General features: G+C 68.0%; 23 protein-coding genes. 3 read left to right on the top strand and 20 right to left on the bottom strand.

The window, feature by feature from the left end; translation table 11 throughout:
- Position 1 precedes the first annotated feature (1 nt).
- The 11 genes from FG154_RS05965 to FG154_RS05915 all read right to left on the bottom strand — a co-directional run bounded on the left by FG154_RS05965 (position 2) and on the right by FG154_RS05915 (position 9,935).
- Positions 2 to 838 (bottom strand): YihY/virulence factor BrkB family protein, encoded by an 837-nt coding sequence (locus FG154_RS05965; RefSeq protein ID WP_145105316.1) that lies wholly within the window; start codon positions 836 to 838, stop codon positions 2 to 4.
- 78 nt (positions 839 to 916) lie between these two features.
- Positions 917 to 1,138 (bottom strand): hypothetical protein, encoded by a 222-nt coding sequence (locus tag FG154_RS05960; protein WP_145105313.1) that lies wholly within the window; start codon positions 1,136 to 1,138, stop codon positions 917 to 919.
- 84 nt (positions 1,139 to 1,222) lie between these two features.
- Positions 1,223 to 1,897 carry a YjbF family lipoprotein gene (locus FG154_RS05955; RefSeq protein ID WP_145105310.1) on the bottom strand — a complete coding sequence of 225 codons (675 nt, stop codon included), beginning with the start codon at positions 1,895 to 1,897 and terminating at the stop codon, positions 1,223 to 1,225.
- Entirely contained in the window at positions 1,876 to 4,044 is a 2,169-nt protein-coding gene (locus tag FG154_RS05950; RefSeq protein ID WP_145105308.1) for a YjbH domain-containing protein, read from the bottom strand. Before FG154_RS05950 ends, FG154_RS05955 begins: the two co-directional genes overlap by 22 nt.
- A gap of 87 nt (positions 4,045 to 4,131) precedes the next feature.
- Complete coding sequence (locus FG154_RS05945) at positions 4,132 to 6,018, bottom strand: polysaccharide biosynthesis protein (RefSeq protein ID WP_145105305.1); 1,887 nt, start codon at positions 6,016 to 6,018, stop codon at positions 4,132 to 4,134.
- Positions 6,019 to 6,164: 146 nt separating this feature from the next.
- A complete protein-coding gene (locus tag FG154_RS05940; RefSeq protein ID WP_145105303.1) occupies positions 6,165 to 6,809 on the bottom strand; it encodes a sugar transferase in 645 nt (214 codons plus the stop codon).
- Positions 6,806 to 7,639, bottom strand: coding sequence for an NAD-dependent epimerase/dehydratase family protein (locus FG154_RS05935; RefSeq protein WP_145105300.1), 834 nt, complete (start codon positions 7,637 to 7,639; stop codon positions 6,806 to 6,808). The genes FG154_RS05940 and FG154_RS05935 overlap by 4 nt, the downstream gene beginning before the upstream one ends.
- Entirely contained in the window at positions 7,640 to 8,083 is a 444-nt protein-coding gene (locus FG154_RS05930; protein ID WP_145105297.1) for a MarR family winged helix-turn-helix transcriptional regulator, read from the bottom strand.
- Positions 8,083 to 8,913 carry a carbon-nitrogen hydrolase family protein gene (locus FG154_RS05925; RefSeq protein WP_145105294.1) on the bottom strand — a complete coding sequence of 277 codons (831 nt, stop codon included), beginning with the start codon at positions 8,911 to 8,913 and terminating at the stop codon, positions 8,083 to 8,085. Before FG154_RS05925 ends, FG154_RS05930 begins: the two co-directional genes overlap by 1 nt.
- A gap of 6 nt (positions 8,914 to 8,919) precedes the next feature.
- Positions 8,920 to 9,177 carry a glutaredoxin 3 gene (gene grxC, locus FG154_RS05920; RefSeq protein WP_145105291.1) on the bottom strand — a complete coding sequence of 86 codons (258 nt, stop codon included), beginning with the start codon at positions 9,175 to 9,177 and terminating at the stop codon, positions 8,920 to 8,922.
- Positions 9,178 to 9,212: 35 nt separating this feature from the next.
- Complete coding sequence (locus FG154_RS05915; protein WP_145105289.1) at positions 9,213 to 9,935, bottom strand: ComF family protein; 723 nt, start codon at positions 9,933 to 9,935, stop codon at positions 9,213 to 9,215.
- Between the two features lie 31 nt (positions 9,936 to 9,966).
- On the opposite strand from FG154_RS05915, the gene FG154_RS05910 reads away from it, so the two are divergent.
- Both FG154_RS05910 and hemH read left to right on the top strand, forming a co-directional pair.
- The gene (locus FG154_RS05910) at positions 9,967 to 10,785 is read left to right on the top strand and encodes a methyltransferase domain-containing protein (protein ID WP_145105285.1); all 819 of its coding nucleotides are present in this window, start codon (positions 9,967 to 9,969) and stop codon (positions 10,783 to 10,785) included.
- A 37-nt stretch (positions 10,786 to 10,822) separates the two neighbouring features.
- Positions 10,823 to 11,956, top strand: a complete 1,134-nt coding sequence (gene hemH, locus FG154_RS05905; RefSeq protein ID WP_186312296.1) for a ferrochelatase — start codon at positions 10,823 to 10,825, stop codon at positions 11,954 to 11,956.
- Between the two features lie 77 nt (positions 11,957 to 12,033).
- Here hemH and FG154_RS05900 read toward each other — a convergent pair whose 3' ends face one another.
- Both FG154_RS05900 and FG154_RS05895 read right to left on the bottom strand, forming a co-directional pair.
- Positions 12,034 to 12,210 carry a hypothetical protein gene (locus tag FG154_RS05900; RefSeq protein ID WP_145105280.1) on the bottom strand — a complete coding sequence of 59 codons (177 nt, stop codon included), beginning with the start codon at positions 12,208 to 12,210 and terminating at the stop codon, positions 12,034 to 12,036.
- A gap of 147 nt (positions 12,211 to 12,357) precedes the next feature.
- Positions 12,358 to 12,960: a L,D-transpeptidase gene (locus tag FG154_RS05895; protein ID WP_145105277.1), complete on the bottom strand. Its 603-nt coding sequence runs from the start codon at positions 12,958 to 12,960 to the stop codon at positions 12,358 to 12,360.
- 178 nt (positions 12,961 to 13,138) lie between these two features.
- Between FG154_RS05895 and dalA the strand changes: the two genes are divergently transcribed.
- A complete protein-coding gene (gene dalA, locus FG154_RS05890) occupies positions 13,139 to 13,678 on the top strand; it encodes a divisome-associated lipoprotein DalA (protein WP_145105274.1) in 540 nt (179 codons plus the stop codon).
- Positions 13,679 to 13,724: 46 nt separating this feature from the next.
- On the opposite strand, the gene FG154_RS05885 is transcribed toward dalA, so the two are convergent.
- The 7 genes from FG154_RS05885 to hslO all read right to left on the bottom strand — a co-directional run bounded on the left by FG154_RS05885 (position 13,725) and on the right by hslO (position 21,998).
- Positions 13,725 to 14,219 (bottom strand): L,D-transpeptidase family protein, encoded by a 495-nt coding sequence (locus FG154_RS05885; RefSeq protein ID WP_145105271.1) that lies wholly within the window; start codon positions 14,217 to 14,219, stop codon positions 13,725 to 13,727.
- A gap of 112 nt (positions 14,220 to 14,331) precedes the next feature.
- Positions 14,332 to 15,546 carry a class I SAM-dependent RNA methyltransferase gene (locus FG154_RS05880; RefSeq protein WP_145105268.1) on the bottom strand — a complete coding sequence of 405 codons (1,215 nt, stop codon included), beginning with the start codon at positions 15,544 to 15,546 and terminating at the stop codon, positions 14,332 to 14,334.
- The gene (locus FG154_RS05875) at positions 15,543 to 17,387 is read right to left on the bottom strand and encodes an ABC transporter ATP-binding protein (protein ID WP_145105266.1); all 1,845 of its coding nucleotides are present in this window, start codon (positions 17,385 to 17,387) and stop codon (positions 15,543 to 15,545) included. The genes FG154_RS05880 and FG154_RS05875 overlap by 4 nt, the downstream gene beginning before the upstream one ends.
- Complete coding sequence (locus FG154_RS05870) at positions 17,384 to 19,228, bottom strand: ABC transporter ATP-binding protein (protein WP_145105263.1); 1,845 nt, start codon at positions 19,226 to 19,228, stop codon at positions 17,384 to 17,386. The genes FG154_RS05875 and FG154_RS05870 overlap by 4 nt, the downstream gene beginning before the upstream one ends.
- Before the next feature lie 64 nt (positions 19,229 to 19,292).
- Complete coding sequence (locus FG154_RS05865; protein WP_145105260.1) at positions 19,293 to 20,435, bottom strand: CCA tRNA nucleotidyltransferase; 1,143 nt, start codon at positions 20,433 to 20,435, stop codon at positions 19,293 to 19,295.
- Positions 20,432 to 21,019 (bottom strand): CoA pyrophosphatase, encoded by a 588-nt coding sequence (locus FG154_RS05860; RefSeq protein ID WP_145105258.1) that lies wholly within the window; start codon positions 21,017 to 21,019, stop codon positions 20,432 to 20,434. The genes FG154_RS05865 and FG154_RS05860 overlap by 4 nt, the downstream gene beginning before the upstream one ends.
- Entirely contained in the window at positions 21,012 to 21,998 is a 987-nt protein-coding gene (gene hslO, locus FG154_RS05855; RefSeq protein WP_145105255.1) for an Hsp33 family molecular chaperone HslO, read from the bottom strand. The genes FG154_RS05860 and hslO overlap by 8 nt, the downstream gene beginning before the upstream one ends.
- Between the last annotated feature and the right edge of the window lie 57 nt (positions 21,999 to 22,055).

Below are 22,055 nucleotides of genomic sequence, written 5' to 3'. Positions count from 1 at the left end.
ATCAGTGCGGCGCGGCGCGGACGGCATCCACCGCCGCGCCGAGCAGGACCGCGAAGGCGCTGAGATAAAGCCACACGAGCAGCGCGACCACGGCCCCGATCGAGCCATAGACCTCGTTGTAGTTCGCAAAGTTGGCGAGGTAGAAAACGAGCGCCCGCGAGGCCAGCGCCCAGAGGGTGACGGCGGTCAGAAGACCCCAGGTCACCACGGGTTTCGGGCTGCCCTTGGGCCGGTTCGGTCCGAGGCGGTACACCAGCGCCACCCCGAAGATGACGACGAGCATCCCGACGGCGACGTTGGCAAGCTCGAGAACCCTCTGGTTGAAATCGCCGAGCGGGATGACGTTCAGCACCAGCGGCGCGACGACCGAGAGCAGCATGGCGACCAGCCCGACCCCGACCAGCGTCAGGGTCAGCACGATGGCCCGCACGATATGCCAGGGCCCCATCCGGTTCGGAAGCCGGTGGGTGGCGTTCAGTCCGCGGATGAGGGCGGCCACGCCCGCGCGCGCCGACCAGATGGCCGCCCCCGTGGTAAAGAGGCTCGCCCAGCCGAGGTGCCGGCTGTTGGCGGCCAGCAGCGCCTCCACCTGCCCCCGGAAGAGGGCGTAGGCCTGCTCGGGAAGGAAATCGGCCGCGAGGTCGATCTGCGCGCGGATCACGCTCGGGTCCGAGGCCCAACCCCAGATGGCGATCAGGGCCGCAACCGCGGGAAAAATGGCGAGGAAGCCGTAGAAGGCGATCCCGGCCGCCGCAAGGTTGAGATCGGCCGAGTCGATCCGATCATAGAGCCGCACCAGCAGCCGCCACCGCGCATGCCAGAAGCCTTCGGCGCTCACACTTCACCTGTCGGGGAATGAAGAAGGCCCGCGAGCAACGCGGGCCTTCATTTCGTGTCGACCTACAGGTCGAATTAATTACGAGTCGGAGTCCGAGTCGCTGTCCGAAGCGATCAGGGCGATGATCGCGGCGGCGCCGAGCACCGGGAGGAGCACGCCGCCCAGGGTGCCGGCTTCTTCGGCAGCGACGACGGCAACCGGTTCGGCTTCGTCAACCACAACCACCGGGCCGCCAGCGAAGGCCGCCATGGTGGACGAGACGAGCGCAGCAGATGCCACGAGAGCAGTGAGTTTCTTCATTTGCGTTTCTCCAAGTATGATGGCCGCTTGATTACCTGATACCATAGGGACAACTACCAGAAAAGTCCGAACATCGGGTTTACGTCAATCGATAACCCGGCTGATCCTGACCATTCCGAGCATCCGATCGAATGTCTGCCAGCTCTGGCGGATCGAGCCGGCCGCATCGACCCAATATTCGTTGGTGAACCGCCCCGTAGCTCCCTCACAATGCTCCAACACATGACGTGCCGGATAGTTTCGCTCGATGATTGTAATGGTTTTGATGCCATCCGTTGCGAGCGTGCAACGGAACTCGCGCCTGACGGTCTGGTCCAGCCCGTCAATAAGGTAATTCACCCTGCGATGGCTGCCACTTCCAGAGGCAATCTGCGAAGCGGAGGGAACTTCGGCCGACATCAGATCCGGGCCGAGCCCGCGAGTCGCGATAAGGATGCCGTCCCGCAGCGCAACAGTCCGATCATCGTTGGAGGACCATGTCACCACATCACCGTTGATCTGGAACGGCACCATCAGAGCCCAGGCTCCAGTTTTCTCAACTTCCGCAACGATGAGCGGCGATGTAACCCGCGAGATCTTCGCTCGCGTGAGACCCTCTGCGCCGCTACCGGGGCTCTCTCCCCTCGTGGTGATCCCCGCCAGACCCAGCTTCAAGAAGGTTGCGTGAGCATCTTCCTGCGACCCGCAGGAGGCGAGCATTGCGCAGGCAGCAAGAGTGAGCCGGATCGGAGACCGCGTCACTTCCAGAATCTCCCCCATTGGTCGTCAAGTTCCTGCGCATGATAATGGCGCACGATTTCGTACAGCCTGCCTTCGATATCCAACCTGGCGCCGCCATCACGCGACAACGGGCGGATGGTGGTCGCCGAGCTTTCCCGCGTGGGCTGCCCCAGCAGGGCGGCCAACGGGATGTTGATCCGGATGCCCTTGTCGAACGATCCTTCGCCGTACTCTTCCGACGACGCGTCCGTCAGCGTGGCAAAAGCCCCGACCTTCCAGCCGTTCTCGAACTCCCGGTCGATGGACAGGGTGGCGCCTATGTCCCCCGCGAGATATCGCCCCACGTCCAGTTGCCCGACGAACTGGTTGCCAAGATCGTAATAGGCCGAAGCGTGGCCGGTCACGATGTCATAGGCCTCGTCGCCCGACAGGAAACCAAACCCCTGTTCGAACTCGCGCTTCTTGGCGTAGTTGATCTCGGCGCCAAGCGCGAGACGGCTGTCAACCGGCTTCCAGAGCAGCTCGGCCGACCCGCCGCCGTACATGCGCTCCAGATAGCCGACGGTCACGCGGCTGTAGAAGTTCTCGGCCGGGCGCGCGTACCAACTTGCGGTGAGGCTGTCGAGCGTGGTCTCGCCGTCACGGCTGTAGAGGTAGTTGTCCGTCCGAACCCGCGGAAGCCCTGACTCCGAGCGGTTCTGGCCGTCGAGGTTCCCCGCGAGCCTGTGGCTGAGAACACCTGACAACAGGATGCCGGGCGTGACCTCATACTGGCCGCGCAGGCGAAGACCCACATCGGCGCGGATGGGCTCCTTGGGGTCGAACAGACTGGTGCGCAGATAGGGTGCGAAGGACCAGTTCAGCTTCGGATAGCGGTCGGAATCGAAGGCGAGGCCCTCGATCGGAGCGCCGGCCTCTCCCACGGCGATGCGGGGCCTTATCCGGGTGGCGGCGTCCGGCGCGAACTCCAGCCGTTCGAGATCGGATCGGCGCACCGTGACCTTCGAGAGAGGCATGCCGTTGACCACGGGCACGATCTCGAAGGTCTCGACAGAGGCCGGCAGCGAGTAGGCCATGGCGCGGGCGGTCCGGCCGATGGCCTGCGCCTCGGCGTCATAGCGGACGTTCTGGATGCGGATCTGGGCCGTCCGGCCATCGGTGCCGAAGGCCTCGATCAGCAGGCCGTCGTTGTCGAGCTGTTTCTGCATGTTGTTGCGCAGGAGGCTCGTGGCGTCGGCCTGCGTCACCCACTCGGCGGACCAGGCATCCGGGTCCGCCGCACGGGAGGGTCGCGGACGGATCGGCGTCGGCGCGCCATCGACAAGCCCCGTCGAAACGCGCTCCCGCGGGTTCAACACGAAATGCAGGCCGATGCCCAGTTCGCTGCCATACATGTAGTAGGCGCCGAGCTGAACGCCTTGCGACACCTCATATTCGGCGCCGAAGTTGAACGGGCTCTTGCGATCGAAGATGCGCCGATTTTCGGCTTCCTCCTCATAGGAGTCGGAGGAATATTCGACCTTCAGGCTCAACTTGTCGGTGGGCTGCCACTCGATCCCCGCAAAACCCGCGGCATCGCCCCGAAACCACTGGTCGGCGTTGACCTCGCCGCCTTCGCTCTCGGTCGGCTGGAATTCGGGGCGGGTGCCGAAGCCGCCGAAGCTGCCGTAACTGCCGAGACGGCCCCAGCCCACGCCGGCCGTGACCTTGACGTTCGGCAGGACGTGCTTCGTCGCGGCGATATATTCGCCGCTGATGATGCCGGTGCCCACGAAATCCTGCAGGCCGACCGTGACGGAGGGCATGTAGCGACCCTCGTCGAAGGCCCGGAAACGGAGGTCGAAGCTGCGGTCGTAATAGGTGCTGAACTTGTTGACGCCCGTCCGGTCTGTCTCGGGGATGGCGGCATTCCAGTCGCCGATCCCTTCGTAGCGGAAGCTCGCCGAAAGGCGGGGCGTGATCTGGAAGGTCAGGGTCGTCCGGGTGATGCCGGCAAAGCTGGAGACGCTGGTGCTGAGGATCCCGTCCGGCTGCGCTTCTCCCGAAGGCATGTCGATCAGGCCGGTCGAACCGTACAGGTTGAACGTCGGCCGCGTCTCGGACAGGGCGGGGGCCGTCGCCGCAAGTGCGGCACAGGACACGCCCGCGAGAAGACCGCGCCGACGCGCGGGAGAAGGCATTGCCATGGTCACCTCGTTCGTTGACCGCACTCTAGGCAGCCCGTTCCCCGCAAACAATGGCATTTGCCCGTCGCCTCGGCAGAGCGTTGCCAGCTATCGCTTTGCCGCCACAACCTCGGGGAGTCTGTAGCCCTCGACCCAGGAGAGGATCACGCGGCGCGCGGCCTCTGCATCGCCTGTCGCCATTGCGCTGCGCAGCGCCCGAAGGGCCGTCGCCATCTCGAGTTCGGAGAGGCTGTCCTCCTGCGCCCGGAGGATCTTGGAATGCGGCGTCGTGAGCAACCCCTCGCCGATGAGCAGTTCCTCATGCAGCTTCTCGCCGGGACGCAGGCCCGTCACCACGATCTCGATGTCGCCAAACGGGTTGCGCTCATCCCGGACCGACTTGCCCGCAGCCTCGATCATCTGCACGGCCAGGTCGCGGATGCGCACCGGCTTGCCCATGTCGAGCACGAACACGTCGCCCCCGCGGCTCTCTCCCTGATGGGCGAACGACCCTGCCAGCAGCACCAGACGCGCCGCCTCGGAAATCGTCATGAAGAAGCGGGTGACATCCTCGTGGGTCAGTGTTACGGGGCCGCCCCGCGCGATCTGCTCCTTGAAGAGCGGGATGACCGAGCCCGAGGACCCGAGCACGTTCCCGAAGCGCACCATCGAGAAGATCGTGCCCTTTGATCGCTTGGCCAGATCCTGGATCACCAGTTCGGCCAGCCGCTTGGAGGCGCCCATGACGTTGGTGGGGCGCACCGCCTTGTCGGTCGAGATCAGGATGAAGCGCGCGACCCTGGCCTCATGTGCCGCATCGGCGAGCGTGCGGGTGCCAAGCACGTTGTTGGCAAGACCGGCAATCGGATTGTGCTCGACCAGCGGCACATGTTTGTAGGCCGCCGCATGGAAGACGACCTCGACCTCGTGATCCTGCATGACCATGCGCGCGAGACGCGAGTCCGTCACCGAGCCAAGGACAGGCACGATCTCCACTCCGGTGCCCTCGGCCATCTCCCGCAGTTCGCGATCGATGTTGTAGAGGGCGATCTCGCTGATCTCGAAAAGGACGATGCGCCGGGGCCGGATCAGCAGAAGCTGCCGGCAGAGTTCCGATCCGACCGAGCCACCCGCCCCCGAGACGAGGATCGCGCGGCCGACATAGGCATCGGCGCCCTGCGGCAGCGCATCCTCGATCTGCTGGCGACCCAGGAACCGCCCGAAGGTGAAGGGAGACAGGTTGTCGACAAGCTTCTCCTCGCCCACCAGTTGCGCGAAGGACGGAACCGTCTGGACATCGAGACCCTCCGCCTGAAGCCGCTGGACGATCTTCGCAAGCCGTGCCGGCGACTCGGACGGCATCGCCAGCAGGACACGCGTGACGTCGCGCTCGCGCACAAGACGCTCGAGCCGCTCGGCCGGATGGACCTTGAGGCCGCCGATGATCATGCCGTGAAGCGTCGGATTGTCATCGACGAAGGCGATGGGCCGGATGGCCCCCCGCGAGCGGAGCGCGGCCGCCAGCTGCGTGCCCGTGTTGCCGGCGCCATAGATGATGACACGGCACCCCTTCTGATCGACCTGCAGCACCCAGAGCAGGGCATGCAGCATCGCCATTCGCGTGGCCACGGCAAGGATGAAGAACAGCAGACCATAGAGGATGGCTGCCGCCGCAGGAACATGCACACCCGAAAGCGTGGCCACCAGCGCCAGCGCCATGGTCAGCATCGAGGCAAAGGCGGCGGTCTTCAGGATCGCCACCGACTCATAGGCATTGAGCTTGATCCGCGGCATCCCGAGCAGCACGGAAATCCCGCCCGCGATCAGCACGGAAGCCGGGAAGAGCACCCACTCCAATGCGGAGGCCTGACCCCGGATGAAGATCCCGGTCATGAGCAGCGCGAGCGGCGCCACCAGAAGATCCGACAGAAGCATCGCGATGCGCTTCTGACCTCGGGTCAGTCGGTCCACCAGACCGAACAGGAGTTTCTTCACTTGGAGTGCCCTGCCCTCTTGTCGCCGCGGTTGTATCGGACTGTTCGTCGTCCCCGAGACCGACATTGTTCTATGCCCAAGAAAACTCCGATAATCGAATGAGGAAACCCTAGTCGAGGCCAGGAATCACTACAAGCTTGGCGGCACTATGCCGTGCGTTCCTTTGCGAAAGGTTGCCGATTTCGCAACACCATGACCCGCGCAACCGTCTGATACATGAGCGCCAGATCCAGACAAAGGGTGCGCCTCTGCTGATAGATGAGGTCAAGCTCCGCCTTTCGGGGGATACATCTCTCCCTGTAGGTCCGGTCCGTCTCCTCGGCCGTCCGGCATTGCGCGAGAATCCCTTCCTCGTGCCTGTGGAAATGGAGACTGGCCAGCCCGGTAATTCCCGGCCGGCTGCGCAGGACGCGCGCATAGAGGTCCGGGTAGTCTTCGACATAACGGCGAAGCGGAGGTCGTGGCCCGACAAAGCTCATGTCGCCGCGCAGCACGTTCCAGAGCTGCGGGATCTCGTCGAGGCGCGTGCGGCGCAGGAACCGGCCGGTGCGCGTGATCCGGTCGGTCTTGTCGCCGCCCGAAACGCCGTCGTTCCTCTCCGCCGGCCGCATGGTGCGCAGCTTCCAGAGCTGGAACGGCTCATTCGGCGCCCTCATGCGCTCGGCCACGTAAAACAGCGGCCGGCCCTCGACGACAAGCAGGATCAGCAGCAACAGCGCGAAGGGCAGCGCCAGCACAAGCACCAGCGCCAGCGCCACGATCAGGTCCAGGAGACGCTTTGCGGGGGTCATGCCAGCGCCCTCCACTCCGCCACGAGGCGAGCGGGCGTGCCGGCATCGGCGCGCAGCGGACACAGCGCCGCCAGCCGGTCGAGCGCGAGACCCACCCGCGGGATCACGTCATCGCGCGGCGGACCCCACCTCCAGGCGAGCCCCGCCGCCTCGAGGAGATCGGCCATGTCCACCGGCGGCGCGGCCCCGAGGTTGAGCACCTCGGGCAGCGGCGCGCCACCGATCGCCAGTCGCGCAAGCCGTGCCAGCACATCGGCAAGGCTCACCGGGCCGATGTAGGTCCGCACCGGCCCGCCCGCGCCCGGCACGGGATCGAGCACGATGCTCTCGCCCGGTGCGCGCCGAGGGCCAAGAAGCGCATCCGCCCCCGCCACATTGCCCAGCCGCAGGATCGTGAGCCCCGGCCGCCCCGGCCGCCGCCACTCCAGCGCGGCCCGCTCCATCGCGAGCTTAGCCTCGCCGTAGGGGGTGTCGGGGCGCGGCTCGTCCGCTTCTGACAGATCCTCGCTGCGGGCCGAGCCATAGACGGCGCCCGAAGACAGCAGGAAAACATGGCGCGCGCCCGCGGCCTCGGCCGCACGGCAGCCGGCCATGCCCAGCGCCCCATTGTCCTCAAGCCTCCCGGCCCGGTTCGTCACGCCGGCCAATGTCAGCACGACGTCGGCCCGACCGCCGGGCCAGGGCTCTGCCAGCATGTCCCAGGCGAGATCGGACGAGGCGCCGCGGCCATGCCAGACCGGGGCCAGCCCCTCGGGTGGCTCCTGCCAGGCGCGGCGCAGCAGGCACCCGATCCGCCCGGTCGAACCCAGCACGAGGAGACGCGCGGTCATTCAGTCCTCCTCCTCGAACCTTGTCCGCATCTCGCGCAGCACGGGCAGCACCGCGCGCACCCGCTCGGCGCCCAGCGCCTCCACCACCTCGGCGATCAGCGGCGCGATGGCGGCCACCGCGGCATCGCGGGCGCTGCGGCCCGAGGGGCTGATCGAGACGAACTTCCGCCGCGCATCGTCCCAGTCGGGCCGGATATGGACATGTCCCGCCCATTCCAGCTTGGCCAGAGTGTTGGTCATGGCGCCGCGCGTCACATGGAAGGCGCGGGCAAGCTGCGCGGGCGTCCGCTCTTCGGCAGCGCGCGCCAGATGGTTCAGCACGCCGAAATGCGACAGCTCCATCCCCTTCGGCAGCACCTTCGACAGCCGGTTCCGGGCGAGCTGGTCGGCCATGAACAGCTCGCCGAACAGCGCCACCGCCAGTTCCTCGTTCCGCTCCGCCATCAGGGGCCGTCGAACGATCGGTCATGGCCCAGCGAGGGCACGCGATGGCGCGCCCGCTCGACCTGCGAAAGATCGAGATCGACCAGCGTCACACCCGGTTCGGTGCCCGCATCCGCAAGGATCTCGCCCCACGGTGCGATGGCGAGGCTGTGGCCATGGGTGCGCCGCCCCTTGCCCCCGGCCTCGGCGTGAAAGCCGGTCTGGGCCGGTGCCAGCACGAAGCAGCCGGTCTCGATCGCGCGCGCGCGCAGCAGCACCTCCCAGTGGGCGGCGCCGGTCAGGTGATTGAAGGCCGCCGGAACCGTCAGGATCTGCGCCCCCGCCTGCGCCAGCCGCCGATAGAGGTGCGGGAAGCGCAGGTCGTAGCAGACGGTCATGCCGATCGCGCCGAGATCGGTCCGCGCAAGCACCGCGTTCGTTCCGGGCCGATAGGCTGAGGACTCGCGATAGACCTCGGTCTCGGACACGTTCACGTCGAACATGTGGATCTTGTCGTAGCGGGCCGCCACGCTGCCATCCGGTGCGATCAGGAAGCTGCGGTTGGCAAAGCGGCCGTCCGCGTCGTGCGTCAGCAGCCCGATCGAGCCCACCAGCAGCCAGATGCCCGAGCCCGCCGCCGCCTCGCACAGCGCGGCCAGGGTCGCATCCTCTTCCTCATGGCGGAGGATCCGGCGCTGATGCTCGCGGCTGGAGGACAGGGCGTTGGTGCATTCCGGCGTCAGCACGAAGCCCGCGCCCGCCTCGGCCGCCGCCCGGACATGGCCAAGCGTCACCGGCAGATTGGCCTCCGGGTCGTCACTCACCGAGAGCTGGACGAGGGCTGCACGCATCGCCTGTCAGTCCGCCAGCATCGGGTCGAGCTTGCCGGCGCCGTCAAGCGCGAAGAGATCGTCGCAGCCGCCGACATGCTGGCCACCAATGAAGATCTGCGGCACGGTCCGCCGTCCGTGGGCGCGCTGGGTCATGGCGGCGCGAAGCGACGGATCGCGGCTGACGTCGGTCTCGGCGTAGCTGACGCCCTTGCGCTGCAGCAGCGCCTTGGCGGCCTGGCAGTAGCCGCAGGTGGGCGTGGTGTAGATCTCGACGGGCTTCATGGCATTCCCTTCCGGTCGTTCGTGACTATAGGGATTTAGGCGTCCTTCGCAACGCGCGCCAGCACGGCCACCGAGACGTGGGTGGCGCCGGCCCCGTGACAGGCCTCGGTCGCCGCGGCGAGGGTGGCGCCCGAGGTCATCACGTCATCTACGAGCAGCACACGTCGTCCGCGCAGCAACCGGCCGCGCTTCGGATGGGGCAGGATGGCGCCGGTCATGTTCTCGAACCGGCCCTCCCGGCTGCGACCCTCCTGGCTGTGGGTGTTGCGCCCCCGCACCAGCGCGTCGGGACAATGGTCCAGCCCCGCCTGCCGGGCCAGTTCCGCCGAGAGCAGGGCCGACTGGTTGTAGCGGCGCCCGAGCAAGCGGGTCCAGTGCAGGGGCACCGGCACCACCAGCACGCCGGGCGACAGGAGGGGCTGTGCGGCGCGCAGGATCCATCCCGCGGCAGGCCGCACCAGATCCAGCCGGTCCCCATGCTTCAACGCCAGCACAAGCTTGCGGCCATTGTCGCGGTAGAGCATGGCCGCGCGCCCGTGGTCCCAGGGTCGGGCCGAGGTCAGGCATTCGTCGCAATGAACCGGGTGGCCCGGATCCTCGCCCGGCAGCGGGCTGCCGCAGAGATCGCAGACGAGACCGGCGACAAAGGGTGTCTCGCGCCAGCACGGGCCGCAGAGGCCGAACTCGGTCGTGACCAGCGTCTCGCAGAGCAGGCACTGGGGCGGGAACAGAAGGCGCAGCGCCGCTTGCAATCCCATGCCGCCCCCCTTACCTCGCGCCAGAGGCCCCATGACCCCCACCCTGACCGACCGCACCGCCCTCGACCGGAACCGGACCCGCGCCCGACGCGCGCCCGAACTGTTCCTGCACGAGGAAGCCGCCCTCGAGATCGAGGAAAGACTGGCCGAGGTTAACAGGAGGTTTACGGCCCCCGCCGTGGTCTCGGCCTTCCCCGAAGTCTGGCGCGATCGGCTGCCGGATGCCCCGATCGTGGCGGACGCCGATCGGCTCGCGCTCGAGCCCGAGGCACACGATCTCGTGATACATGCGCTGGCGATGCACTGGGCCAACGATCCCGTCGGCCAGCTGGTCCAGTGCCGCAGGGCGCTCCGGCCGGACGGGCTGTTCCTGGGGCTTCTGTTCGGCGGGCGGACGCTGTCGGAGTTGCGGATCGCGCTCGCCGAGGCCGAGGCCGCGGTGAGCGGCGGCCTCTCGCCTCGCGTGCTGCCGATGGCCGAGATCCGGGACCTGGGGGGCCTTCTGCAGCGGGCCGGCTTTGCGCTTCCGGTGGCGGACTCGCTCATCCGTGAGGTGCGTTACCGCGATACGCTGCATCTGATGCGCGACCTGCGGGCGATGGGCGAGTCCAACGCCCTCGACGCCCGGCTCCGCCGCCCGAGCCGGCGCGCGCTCTTTGCCGAGGCCGAGGCCCGCTACCCGCGCCGGGCCGATGACCGGATCGTGGCGAGCTTCGAGATCATCTGCCTGACCGGCTGGGCCCCGCATGACAGCCAGCAGAAACCGCTCCGCCCCGGGTCGGCCGCGCAGAGCCTTGCGGATGCGCTCGAGGCGGCGCGGAAGGATGCCATCCACAAGGGCGATGGTTGACCCCGGTCCCAATGCCTATATGTGTCTCACGGATTGAATGTATGGAAGCGGAATGACGCCGATGCTGCAAGCCACGCCGGAGCAGGCGCGAACCCTGGGGGCCGAAGAGCCGATCCATCCCGGCGAAGACCGGCTGACCCACGCGCCCGCCGACCACCCGGACTTGCCGCAGCCCAAGATCGGCATCCTGCTTGCCAACCTCGGCACGCCCGACAACTATGACTACTGGTCGATGCGGCGCTACCTGAACGAGTTCCTCTCGGACAAGCGCGTGATCGACTACCCGGCCTGGAAGTGGCAGCCGCTTCTCCAGATCCTGATCCTGTCCAAGCGCCCATTCTCGTCGGGCGCCAACTACAAGCTGATCTGGAACCACGACAAGGGCGAAAGCCCCCTCATGACCATCACCCGCGACCAGACCGCGAAGATCGCCGCCGAGATGCGGGCGCTTCACGGCAACCGGGTCATGGTCGATTTCTGCATGCGCTACGGCAATCCCTCGACGGAAAGCCGCGTGCGCGCGATGGTTGATGCGGGATGCGAGAAGATCCTCTTCTTCCCGCTCTATCCGCATTACGCCGGCGCGACCTCGGCGACGGCCAACGACCAGTTCTTCCGCGCCATGATGAAGGAAAAGCGCCAGCCCGCGGTTCGGACGGCGCCGGAATATTACGCCCATCCGCTCTATATCGACGCGCTGGCCCGGTCGGTCGAGCGGGCCTACGCCGATCTTGACCACCGCCCGGATGTGCTCGTGGCCTCCTACCACGGGATGCCGAAACGCTACCTGCTCGCCGGCGACCCCTACCATTGCCAGTGCGCCAAGACCTCGCGCCTGCTGCGCGAGCGGCTGGGCTGGAACAAGGACGCGATCGACACGACCTTCCAGTCGGTGTTCGGCCCCGAGGAATGGCTCAAGCCCTACACGGTCGAGCATGTGGCCGAACTGGCGCGCGCCGGCAAGAAGCGGATCGCGGTGATCGCGCCCGCCTTCTCGGCCGACTGCATCGAGACGCTGGAAGAGATCAACGGCGAGATCCGCGAGGCCTTTGAAGAGGCCGGTGGCGAGGAGTTCACCTACATCCCCTGCCTCAACGACGATGAGGCGCATATCAAGGCGCTGGTCGCCGTGATCGAGGAAAATCTCGCGGGCTGGGTGGGCCGGGACTGAGACCGGCCCCGGCACCGCTTGCGGAAACGAAAAAGGCGGCAGGTTTCCCCGCCGCCCCGGATCCTGTGTCGCGCCGATCAGTTGGCGGCGACGGCAGCCACGACCACCAGAAGCATCAGCGGAACGAGGATGCCGCCCGACGACGCGGTTTCGGCTTCCACGATGGCCGGTTCCATGACGGGTTCGGCCATGCCGCCGGCAAAGGCGGACGTGGCGGCGATGGACAGGGCAGCGGCGAGCGCAAGTTTCTTCATTTGTGACCTCCAGATTTGGCACCCGGTCAGATTGAGCTGAGGCGGCCGGGTGCCCCCAAGACTGTTCCTCGTGATGCTGAATAAGCAGCATGCTCGAGGGAAAGCAACGAGGGTCGCTGAAGTTCCCTTGACTGTTGCAGCCTTACGTCAAATCAGCAGCACCTGTGTCCCCACCTTCGAGAGGGGGAAGAGTTGCTGGATGTGCTCGTTGTAGAGGCCGATGCAACCGTTGGACGATTTGCGCCCGATCTTGCGCGTGTCATGCGTGCCGTGGATGCGGTAGTAGGTCCAGGACAGGTAGAGCGCGTGGGTTCCGAGCGGGTTGTCCGGCGCGCCACCCGGCACCATGTCCGGCCACTCGGGGTTGCGTTCCTTCATGGCGGGCGTCGGACGCCACGGCGGCGCCACCACCTTCTGCACCACCTCGGTCCGGCCCCGGCGCGTCAGATCCTCGGACAGCGGCACGGAGGTGGGGAAGAGCAGGTAGGTCTGCCCGTCCTCGGACCAGTAGTGCAGCGCGCGCGAGGTGATGTCGACCAGAACGGCGCCGTTGCGCAGGCTCGAGAAGTAGGGCTGCCAGTCGAGCATCCGAAAGCTCGATATGTTGTTGCGCACCGGGCTCTGGGCTGCCGGAATGACACTTTCGGCAGCTTCCTGCGCCCGCGCCGGCAGCGCCATCGCGCCGAGCCCCGCGGCCGCGCCCCACAGCAGCGTGCGACGGTCGAGCCTGTTCGATTGATCCGCACCCATTCCGCTCGTCTCCTTGATCCTGGTGCCCGAGATTTCGGACCGAAGCATCCTATCCCTGCGGGCCAGTGGCGACAATTCACGGCCGCGTCAACGCCGAACTGACCGTCCGAGATGCGTTTGAACAGGCTGCGGCCTTTCTGTTATGAGGGCCGGAATGATCCTTGTGGGTGGATGACACATGAAGACTATCTCTGCGCTCGCGCTTTGCGGCGCCCTGGTCCTGTCGGCTTGCGCCTCGACCACCGAGGTCGCACTCGGACCCGACGGCAAGCCGCTTCCGCAGGTCTACAAGATCGGCTCGGGCCAGCAGGGCGAGGTCACCTATCGGCTGCTCGATTCGGTCAACACGCTGCGTCAGGCCAAGGGCGCGGCGCCGCTGCAGCTCAATTCCGAGTTGACGGCCGCGGCCGCCACCCACGCGCGGGACATGTCGGTGCAGAACCGTCCCTGGCACTTCGGCTCGGACGGCTCGTCGCCGCTCCTGCGCGTGCAGCGGTCCGGCTACCGGGGCAAGCTCAAGGGCGAGTTGATCTCCGAGACCTACCAGACCGAGCTTGAGACCCTGGCCGCCTGGATGGAGCAGAAGGACACGCGCGACATCGTGCTGGACCCCACTGCCACCGATCTCGGCTTTGCCTGGTATCAGGAGCCGCAGGGCAAGATCTGGTGGACGGTCGTGACCGGCGCCGCGGGCCCGATGGCCGTCGCCGGTCTCTGACGCACAGGTTCGGCGCCCCGATCAGGCCGGGGCGCCCCTTGCCCGGTCAGGGCAGGATGTAGATCGGGGTGCCCACCCGCACCATCGCGTAGATCTCCTCGACCTCCTGATCGGTCACGGCGATGCAGCCGGCCGTCCAGTCACGCTTGTTCGGGCCGTTGTACTTGCCCCGGCCGTGGATGAAGATGTCGCCCCCGGGCTTCTTGCCCTCGAGGAAGGCCATCTTCTGGTCCGCCGTGTTGGGATAGGAGATCCCGAGCGACAGGTGGTAGGACGAGCGCGGGTTCTGCCGGTCGATGAAATACACGCCTTCGGGCGTGCGGCCATCGCCTTCATATTGCTTGTGGCCGGTCGGCTTGAAGCCGAGCCCGATGTCATACTGGCGCAGGACCTTGGCCCCGCTCAGCAGGTACATCTTCCGCTCGGCCTTGTGGACCTGCACGCTGGTGACCGGCGGACCCTCGTAGGAGCGAATCTTCGAGTCACCGCATCCGGTCAGCCCGAGCGCGAGGATGATCAGGGTAATCTTCAGAAATTTCATGTTCACTGCCCGACATGTTTTTTTGTTTCTGGAATACCCGGATTCGGTCTTCCTCGCCAGACAATCTTTGGACAGGATGGTTAAATCTGTCTGAAGCGTTGCCCTGACCCGCTCAGGCCGGCAGGCTGAGCCGCGCGGCCAGCTCCACATGCGCCGACCACCGGAACTGATCCACCACCTGGACCCAGTCGAGCCGGTAGCCCGCCCGCACGAGAAGCGCCGCATCCCGCGCGAAGGTCACCGGGTTGCACGAGACAAAGGCGATCACAGGCACCCGCGCACGCGCCAGCGCCGCGCCTTGCGCCTCGGCCCCGGCGCGGGGCGGGTCGATCACCACCGCCTCGGCCCGGCGAAGCTCGTCCGGCTCGAGCGGGCGGCGGAACAGGTCGCGCGTCTCGGCCGTCACCCGCTTCAGGCCCTGCGCCTGCCTCCAGCCGCGATCGAGCGCCGCGGTCATGGCCGCATCCCCCTCGACGGCATGGACTTCGGCCGCGGCGGCCAGCGGCAGCGCGAAGGTCCCCACGCCGGCAAAGAGGTCGGTCACCGTTCGCGCTTCGCCGATGGCATCGCGCACGGCGGCCAGAAGCGCCGCCTCGCCCTCCGCCGTCGCCTGAAGGAAGGCACCCGGCGGCGGCACCACGCGGGCCGCACCGAACGCCTGCGCGGGCGGCACGCGCAGCGCGATGGTCTCACCGTCCCACGTCAGCCGGGCCAGCGACCGCTCTTCGGCAATCCGGGCAAGCTCGGCGCGAAGCGGCGCGTCGAGCGCCTTGCCGCCCGTCACCGCCACGTCGGGCCCGCCCAGGCTGCGCGTCACGGTCAGCGACAGCTCGCCCGAGCGGGAGCCGGCGGCCCGGACCAGCGCCTCGAGCGCGGGGATCGCCTGCATCAGGTCGGGATGAAGGAGCTTGCACTCGGGGATCGGAATGATCGTGCCTGACTGGCGCGCGTGGAACCCCACCAGCGCCCCGCCCTTCGTTCGCCGCCCCGAGAGCACCGCGCGCCGGCGCGTCGCAGGCGGCGAGACCGCCATCGGCCGGAACGGCGCCTCGAGCCCCTGCCCCGCCAGCGCCGAACGCACGACCTCCTGCTTCCACCGCTCCGCGAACCCGTCCGAGGCATGTTGCAGCAGGCATCCGCCGCAGCTGCGGGCATGGGGACAGGGCGGGCGCACACGGTCCGGCGAGGGCGTCAGGATGCGCGGCGCGGCGATCCGGCCCTCGTGAACCTCGCCCTCGACAATCTCCCCCGGCAGGGCGCCGGACACGAAGACACCCTGGCCGATCGCATCGCCCAGATGACCCAACCTCTCGATGGTGACGATCACTCCGCGGCCTCTTCCTCGCACGCCATGAAGCCGCCGCTTTGCCGGTTCCAGTAGCGCGCGTAAAGCCCGTTCTGGGCCAGCAGTTCGTCGTGGGTGCCCTGCTCGACCATAAAGCCCCGGTCCAGCACGACGATCCGGTCCATCGCCGCGATGGTCGACAGACGGTGCGCGATGGCCAGCACCGTCTTGCCCTCCATCACCCGCGCCAGCGCCTCCTGGATCGAGGCCTCGACCTCGCTGTCGAGCGCCGAGGTGGCCTCATCCAGGACGAGGATCGGCGCGTCCTTCAGGAAGGCGCGGGCCAGCGCGATCCGCTGGCGCTGCCCGCCCGAGAGCTTCACGCCACGCTCGCCGAGGAAGGCGTCATAGCCGTGGCGGCCGGAATGGTCGGCCATCGCGGTGATGAACTCGTCGGCCTCGGCGGCGCGGGCGGCGGCGATCATCTCCTCGTCGCTGGCATCCGGGCGGCCATACATGATGTTGTCGCGCGCCGAGCGGTTGAACATCGCCGTCTCCTGCGTGACCATCGCGATCTGCCGCCTCAGGCTCTCCTGCGTGACCAAGCGCAGGTCGTGGCCGTCGATCAGCACCCGTCCCTCCTCGGGGTCGTAAAGCCGCAGCAGCAGCGAAACGAGCGTGGATTTCCCCGCCCCCGAGGCGCCCACGATGCCCAGCTTTTCCCCCGGCCGAACGGTGAGGTCGAGGCCATGAAGCCCGCCCGAGCCGCGCCCGTAGGCAAAGCTCACCCGGTCGAACCGGATCTCGCCGCGCACCCTCGCCAGCGGCGCCGCGCCCGCACGGTCGGGCAGGGCATGCGGCACCGAGAGGGTGCGCATCCCGTCCTCGACCTCGCCGATCGAGGTGTAGATCGACATCAGCGTGAAGCTCACCCAGCCCGACATCTGCGAGATGCGCATGGCGATGGCCCCCGCCGCCGCGATGGCGCCCGCGGTGGCCTCGCCCCGCTGCCACAGAAGCAGGGTGCCGCCGATCAGCAGCACGGGCAACAGCCCCGACAGCGCCATCAGCGCCGACCGGAACCAGGTCGAGATCACGCCGAACTCGAGCGAGCGGTCGCGGAAGCTCTCCATCGCGCGGAGCGCCACCTGATCCTCGAAGTCGGCATGGGCGAAAAGCTTGACCGTCTTGATGTTGGTGATCGTATCGACCACCTGCCCCGACACCATCGCCCTTGCCGAGGCGCGGGCCGCGGAATTGACGCGCACCTTGGGCAGATCGTAGCGGATGAGGCCGAGGTAGGCCACGAGCCACAGGCCCAGCGCGAGGGCCACCCGCCAGTCCACCGACAGCAGATAGAGCGTCGAGGCCACGACAGAGGCCAGCGCGAAGGCGACCGTGTTGATGATCTCGGTCACGGCATCGGTGACGGCGCGGGCCGCCTGCATCTGCTTTTGCGCGATGCGGCCGGCGAAGTCGTTGTCAAAGAAGGTCACCGCCTGCCCCAGTGTCCAGCGGTGCAGCCGGCTCAGCACCAGGGGCAGGACGTTCGGCCCGATCACGATCGAGTTCGCGGCCGACGAGAGGCCGAACGAGACCGGCCGGACAAAGAGGTAGAAGCCCAGAAAGACCGCCAGAAGCCCCAGATGCTGCGAGAAGAACGCCTCCGGCCCCGAGGCCACGGCCGCATCGATCACCCAGCCGATGATCATGGCCGAGACGACCTCGAAGGTGCCCGCCAGCGCCGACAGCGCCGCCGCAAGGCCGAGCATCGGCCAGGACCCCCGCAGGCACCAGCGCATGAAGGCGCCGAGGCTCTGCGGCGGGGGACCGTCGGCCGGTCGGAAGGCGTCGATCAGGTTGCCGAGGCGCACGAGGTTCATTCCGCGGCATCCTCGGTGCCGATGAAGCCGCCCGACTGCCGGGCCCAGAACCGCGCATAGAGCCCGCCCTGCGCCAGCAGCTCGGCGTGGCTTCCGGTCTCGGCCACCCGGCCCTCCTCGAGCACCACGATCCGGTCCATCGCGGCGATCGTCGAAAGCCGGTGGGCGATGGCGATCACGGTCTTGCCCTCCATCACCCGGTAGAGCGTCTCCTGGATCGCCGCCTCCACCTCGCTGTCGAGCGCCGAGGTGGCCTCGTCGAGGATCAGGATCGGCGCGTCCTTCAGCATCACGCGCGCCAGCCCGATCCGCTGGCGCTGCCCTCCGGAAAGCTTCACCCCGCGCTCGCCGACATGGGCGTCGTAGCCGTGCCGCCCCTCGGGATCCTCAAGCGTCAGGATGAAGTCATGCGCCTCGGCCCGCTTCGCGGCGAGGATCATGTCCTCGTCGCTCGCCCCCGGCCGGCCATAGAGGATGTTGTCCCGCACCGACCGATGCAGGAGGCTTGAATCCTGCTGCACCATGCCGATGGCGCGGCGCAGGCTCTCCTGCGTGACCTCGGTCACGTCCTGCCCGTCGATGCGGATGTGCCCGCCCTCGGGGTCGTAGAAGCGCAGCATGAGTTTCACGAGCGTGGATTTCCCGGCGCCCGAGCGGCCGACGATACCCACCTTCTCGCCCGGCGCGATGGAAAGCGTCACCCGGTCCAGCCCGCCCGAGCCGCGGCCGTAGTGGTGCGAGACCCTGTCCAGCTCGATCCCGCCGGCCGTCAGCCGCAGAGGCCGCGCGCCGGGCCGGTCCACGAGGCCGATGGGCTGGGCGATGGTCTCCATCCCCTCGGCCACCACGCCCAGCGCCTGCACGAGCGAGCTGGTCGCCCACATGATCCAGTAGGTCATGTTGTTCAGCCGCAGCACCAGCGCGGTCGAGGCCGCCACGATCCCGACCGTCGCCTCCCCCTGATACCACAGCAGGATCGCCCAGCCGGTGACCGAGGTGATGAGCGCGCCGTTCAGCAGCGTCAGGGTCACATCCATGCGCGTGATGATGCGCATTTCCTTCTGGAAGGTGGTGCGCGCATGCTCGATCGCCTCGCGGGCGTAGTCGAGTTCGCGGTCGTGATGGGCAAAGAGCTTCACGGAATGGATGTTGGTGTAGGCATCGACCACCCGCCCCGTCACCGCCGAGCGCGCGTCGGACGAGGCCTTGGCGGCCGGGCCCGCGTGGCGGACCGTCCAGCGCACCAGCAGCCCGTAAAGGACGAACCAGACGATCAGCGGCAGCGCAAGGCGCGGGTCGGCATCGGCCAGCACGAAGACCGCGCCGATCACCGTGGTGATGGCGAAGGCGCCCGCGTCAAAGGTCTGGAACACCGCATCGCCCGCCGCGGGCGGGGTCTGCATGATCCGGTTGGCGATCCGGCCGGCGAAGTCGCTCTCGAACCAGCCGACGGGCTGGCGCAGGACATGGTTGTGCGCCCGCCAGCGGATCAGCGTGCCGAAGTTGGGCAGGATCGTGTTGTGCAGCAGCGCCACGTCCACCCCCGCCACCAGCGGCCGCAGAAGCAGGATCGCCAGCGCGACGGCGATGACCTCGAGCCCGTGGCTCTCCCAGACCTGCTGCGGCGTGCCCTCGGCCAGAAGGTCCACAAGGCGCCCCACATACCAGATCAGCAGCACCTCGACCGAGGCGTTCAGCACCGACATCAGGCCCGTGATGGCAAAGACCTTGCGGAAGGGCTGCACATAGTCCTTCAGAAAGGGCCACAGTCGGCGGGGCGGGGTGTCGGTCCGGTCCCAGGGCGCATAGGGATCGACCAGGTTCTCGAAGAAGCGGAACATGGGGAGGGCCTCGTGAATGCCGCCAAGATATAGCCTGCCCTCCCGCAAAGGAAATGCGCAGAGTTCAGCCCAGCAGCGCCGCCCGGTCCAGCCGGAAATCCGAGGCGATCCAACGCTCCTCAAGCTCGCGAAGCCGGGCGCCGAGGGCGGGGCCGGCCAGCGCGGGCATGAGGTCGGCGGCCGTCACGGGGAAGCGGGCGCAGGCCCCCCGCGCCACCTCGGCCCGCCAGCCTTCGGGCGGTGGGGCCTCACAGAGGGCCGCATGCAGCAGCACGGCCCCCGCGCCCAGATCAGGGCCCAGACGGTAGCCCTGCTCGGCCGGCGGCGCGCCCCGCAGCGCCGCAGCCCGCAGCCGGCCCAGCGCCACCCCGTCGGCGCGCGACAGGCGCAGGCGGTCGGCCACCTCCTCTCCGCCGAGGCTGGCGAGGCGCACGAGCCAACCCGCGGGCCGGCCCTCCTCCAGATGGACCAGCAACGGCAGGGCGCGCGCCGAGGCGCCCGGCAGAACCCGGCCGAGCACGCCCGCCGCTTCCATCGCCGCCACCGCAGGGGCGGGATCGCAGGCCGCGAGCAGCTTGCGCATCTCGGCCCCCACCCGCTCGCGCGAGAGCTGGCAGAGCCCCTCGGTGCGCGCCGCGCAGGCCGCCAGCCCTTCGGCGTCCAGACCTTCCGCGGGATCGCCATAGATCGCGTGAAAGCGGAAGAAGCGCAGGATGCGCAGGTAATCCTCTTCGATCCGCTGGATCGGATCGCCCACGAAGCGCACGCGGCGGGCGATCAGGTCGGGCAGACCGCCGAGCGGGTCGATCACCTCTCCCGTTGCCTCGGCATAGAGGGCGTTCATGGTGAAGTCGCGCCGGGCCGCGTCCTCGGCCACATCCGTCGAGAAGGCCACGACCGCGTGCCTGCCGAAGGTCTCCACATCCCGCCGGAACGTCGTGACCTCGTGCGGGATGCCCGAGGCAATCACCGTCACCGTGCCATGCTCGATCCCGGTCGGCACAACCTTGAACCCCGCCGCCGCCGCGACCGCCGAGACGGTGTCGGGCACCGCATCCGTCGCAAGGTCGATGTCGGCCACCGGCCGCCCGAGCAGCGCGTTGCGCACGCATCCCCCCACGAAGAGCGCGCGATGCCCGGCGGCGGCGAGGGCCGCGCAGAACCTCTGCGTCGCCGGCTCGGAAATCCAGTCGCCTTCAATCCTCACGCCCGCATCCTTTCGGCCAGCCCGTAGAGGATCCGCGCCGTGGCGCCCCAGATGTAGTAGGGTCCATAGGGCACCACATAGTAGCGCCGCCAGACGCCGCGCCAGAGCCGCTGCTCGACCCGGTAGTGAGCGAAATCGAGCAGGTGCGCAAACGGGACGGTGAAGGCCTCTTCCACCTCGGCCTCCTGCGGGATCGGCACGAAGGGGCCGCGCACCTCGGCCAGAACCGGAACGACCATATAGCCCGTCACCGTCTCATGCAGCGGAAGCCGGCCGATCAGATCGACCTGCGCCGGGGGCAGGCCGATCTCTTCCTGCGCCTCGCGCAGGGCCGCCGCCTCGGGGCTGGCGTCACCCGGATCGATCTTGCCACCCGGAAAGGCGATCTGGCCTGGGTGGTGCGCCAGATGCGAGGCGCGCTTGGTCAGGATGACCCGCGCGCCGCCCTCGCCCTGCCAGACCGGCACCAGAACGGCCGCCGCCCGCAGGCGACGGTCGGGCGGCAGCACGGTGCCCGGATTCAGGTCATGGTCGGACGAGGCGGCGCCGCCGCTCTGCAGCGCGCGGCGCAGCGCGTCAGGCATCGCCGCTCCTTGCGCCGGTCCCGAGCGTCGCGGGATCGAACTCGTAATGCGCGCCGCAGAACTGGCAGTCCGCGGTGAGGATGCCCTCATCGGTCGTCATCTCGGCGATCTCCTCGGGCGCGTAGATCGACAGCGACTCGCGCACCCGATCAGCCGAACAGGAGCAGCCAAAGCGCAGGGTCTGCGCCTCGAACACGCGCGGCTCCTCTTCGTGGAACAGCCGCACGAGCAGGTCCGGCGGCTGCACCGACGGGCCCACCAGCTCGAGATCCTCGACCGTGTCGAGCAGCAGGTTCGCGCGCGTCCAGTTCTCGCCCTCGTCGCCCTCGAGCAGGTCGTGGTGCTGCAGAAGCCCGCCCTCGCCCGAGCCGCCCTCGCCCGCCACGCCGGGCGAGGCCTTGGGCATGTGCTGAAGCATCACGCCGCCGCCCCGCCAGTGAGTCGCGCCGTTGGCGGTGGACTGCCCGAAGGACAGGGCAAAGCGGGTGGGAAGCTGCTCGGACTGGGCGAAATAGGTCTCGGCGCAGGCGGTCAGCGACCCGCCCGCGATCGGCGTGATGCCCTGATAGGGCACCATCCCCTGCCCCTGATCGATCAGGATGGCAAAATAGCCCTCACCCAGCTGGTCGAAGGCGGCGCCGGAGGCCAGATCCTCGGCAACGTAGCTCGCATAGGCCCGAATCCGTGCGGGCTCGCCATCCTCCGAAGGCCCGTAATAGTCGGTGGCGATCATCCGCACCGCCCCGTTGCCGCGGATCTGCAGCGACAGTTTCCAGCGCAGCTTGATCGCCTGCCCGATCAGCGCGGTCAGCAGCGACGCCTCGGCCACCAGCGCCTCGATCTGCGGCGGGTAATCATGCTTCGACAGCACTTCCTCGAGCACGCCATCCAGCCGCACCACACGGCCGCGGATGTCCGAGCGGTCAAGCTGGAAGGGCAGGACGGTATCGTCCCAGGCGATCTGTGAACCGATGGTCATGGGGTTTCCTTGAGGCACGAGCCTTGGCATACCGCCACAATATAGGCAGGACAACCG

This window comes from Cereibacter sediminicola, assembly GCF_007668225.1.
Classification (GTDB): Bacteria; Pseudomonadota; Alphaproteobacteria; order Rhodobacterales; family Rhodobacteraceae; genus Cereibacter_A; species Cereibacter_A azotoformans.
The sequence above is the reverse complement of the archived record's forward strand: the minus strand, read 5'-3'. Positions and strand labels throughout refer to the sequence as shown.

Bases quoted from the DNA above. Each gene is read 5' to 3' on its own strand.
- FG154_RS05960 (WP_145105313.1), bottom strand. From the start codon at position 1,138: ATGAAGAAACTCACTGCTCTCGTGGCATCTGCTGCGCTCGTCTCGTCC.
- FG154_RS05955 (WP_145105310.1), bottom strand. From the start codon at position 1,897: ATGGGGGAGATTCTGGAAGTGACGCGGTCTCCGATCCGGCTCACTCTT.
- FG154_RS05950 (WP_145105308.1), bottom strand. From the start codon at position 4,044: ATGGCAATGCCTTCTCCCGCGCGTCGGCGCGGTCTTCTCGCGGGCGTG.
- FG154_RS05940 (WP_145105303.1), bottom strand. From the start codon at position 6,809: ATGACCCCCGCAAAGCGTCTCCTGGACCTGATCGTGGCGCTGGCGCTG.
- FG154_RS05935 (WP_145105300.1), bottom strand. From the start codon at position 7,639: ATGACCGCGCGTCTCCTCGTGCTGGGTTCGACCGGGCGGATCGGGTGC.
- FG154_RS05930 (WP_145105297.1), bottom strand. From the start codon at position 8,083: ATGGCGGAGCGGAACGAGGAACTGGCGGTGGCGCTGTTCGGCGAGCTG.
- FG154_RS05925 (WP_145105294.1), bottom strand. From the start codon at position 8,913: ATGCGTGCAGCCCTCGTCCAGCTCTCGGTGAGTGACGACCCGGAGGCC.
- grxC (WP_145105291.1), bottom strand. From the start codon at position 9,177: ATGAAGCCCGTCGAGATCTACACCACGCCCACCTGCGGCTACTGCCAG.
- FG154_RS05915 (WP_145105289.1), bottom strand. From the start codon at position 9,935: ATGGGATTGCAAGCGGCGCTGCGCCTTCTGTTCCCGCCCCAGTGCCTG.
- FG154_RS05910 (WP_145105285.1), top strand. From the start codon at position 9,967: ATGACCCCCACCCTGACCGACCGCACCGCCCTCGACCGGAACCGGACC.
- hemH (WP_186312296.1), top strand. From the start codon at position 10,823: ATGTATGGAAGCGGAATGACGCCGATGCTGCAAGCCACGCCGGAGCAG.
- FG154_RS05900 (WP_145105280.1), bottom strand. From the start codon at position 12,210: ATGAAGAAACTTGCGCTCGCCGCTGCCCTGTCCATCGCCGCCACGTCC.
- FG154_RS05895 (WP_145105277.1), bottom strand. From the start codon at position 12,960: ATGGGTGCGGATCAATCGAACAGGCTCGACCGTCGCACGCTGCTGTGG.
- dalA (WP_145105274.1), top strand. From the start codon at position 13,139: ATGAAGACTATCTCTGCGCTCGCGCTTTGCGGCGCCCTGGTCCTGTCG.
- FG154_RS05885 (WP_145105271.1), bottom strand. From the start codon at position 14,219: ATGAAATTTCTGAAGATTACCCTGATCATCCTCGCGCTCGGGCTGACC.
- FG154_RS05875 (WP_145105266.1), bottom strand. From the start codon at position 17,387: ATGAACCTCGTGCGCCTCGGCAACCTGATCGACGCCTTCCGACCGGCC.
- FG154_RS05870 (WP_145105263.1), bottom strand. From the start codon at position 19,228: ATGTTCCGCTTCTTCGAGAACCTGGTCGATCCCTATGCGCCCTGGGAC.
- FG154_RS05860 (WP_145105258.1), bottom strand. From the start codon at position 21,019: ATGCCTGACGCGCTGCGCCGCGCGCTGCAGAGCGGCGGCGCCGCCTCG.
- hslO (WP_145105255.1), bottom strand. From the start codon at position 21,998: ATGACCATCGGTTCACAGATCGCCTGGGACGATACCGTCCTGCCCTTC.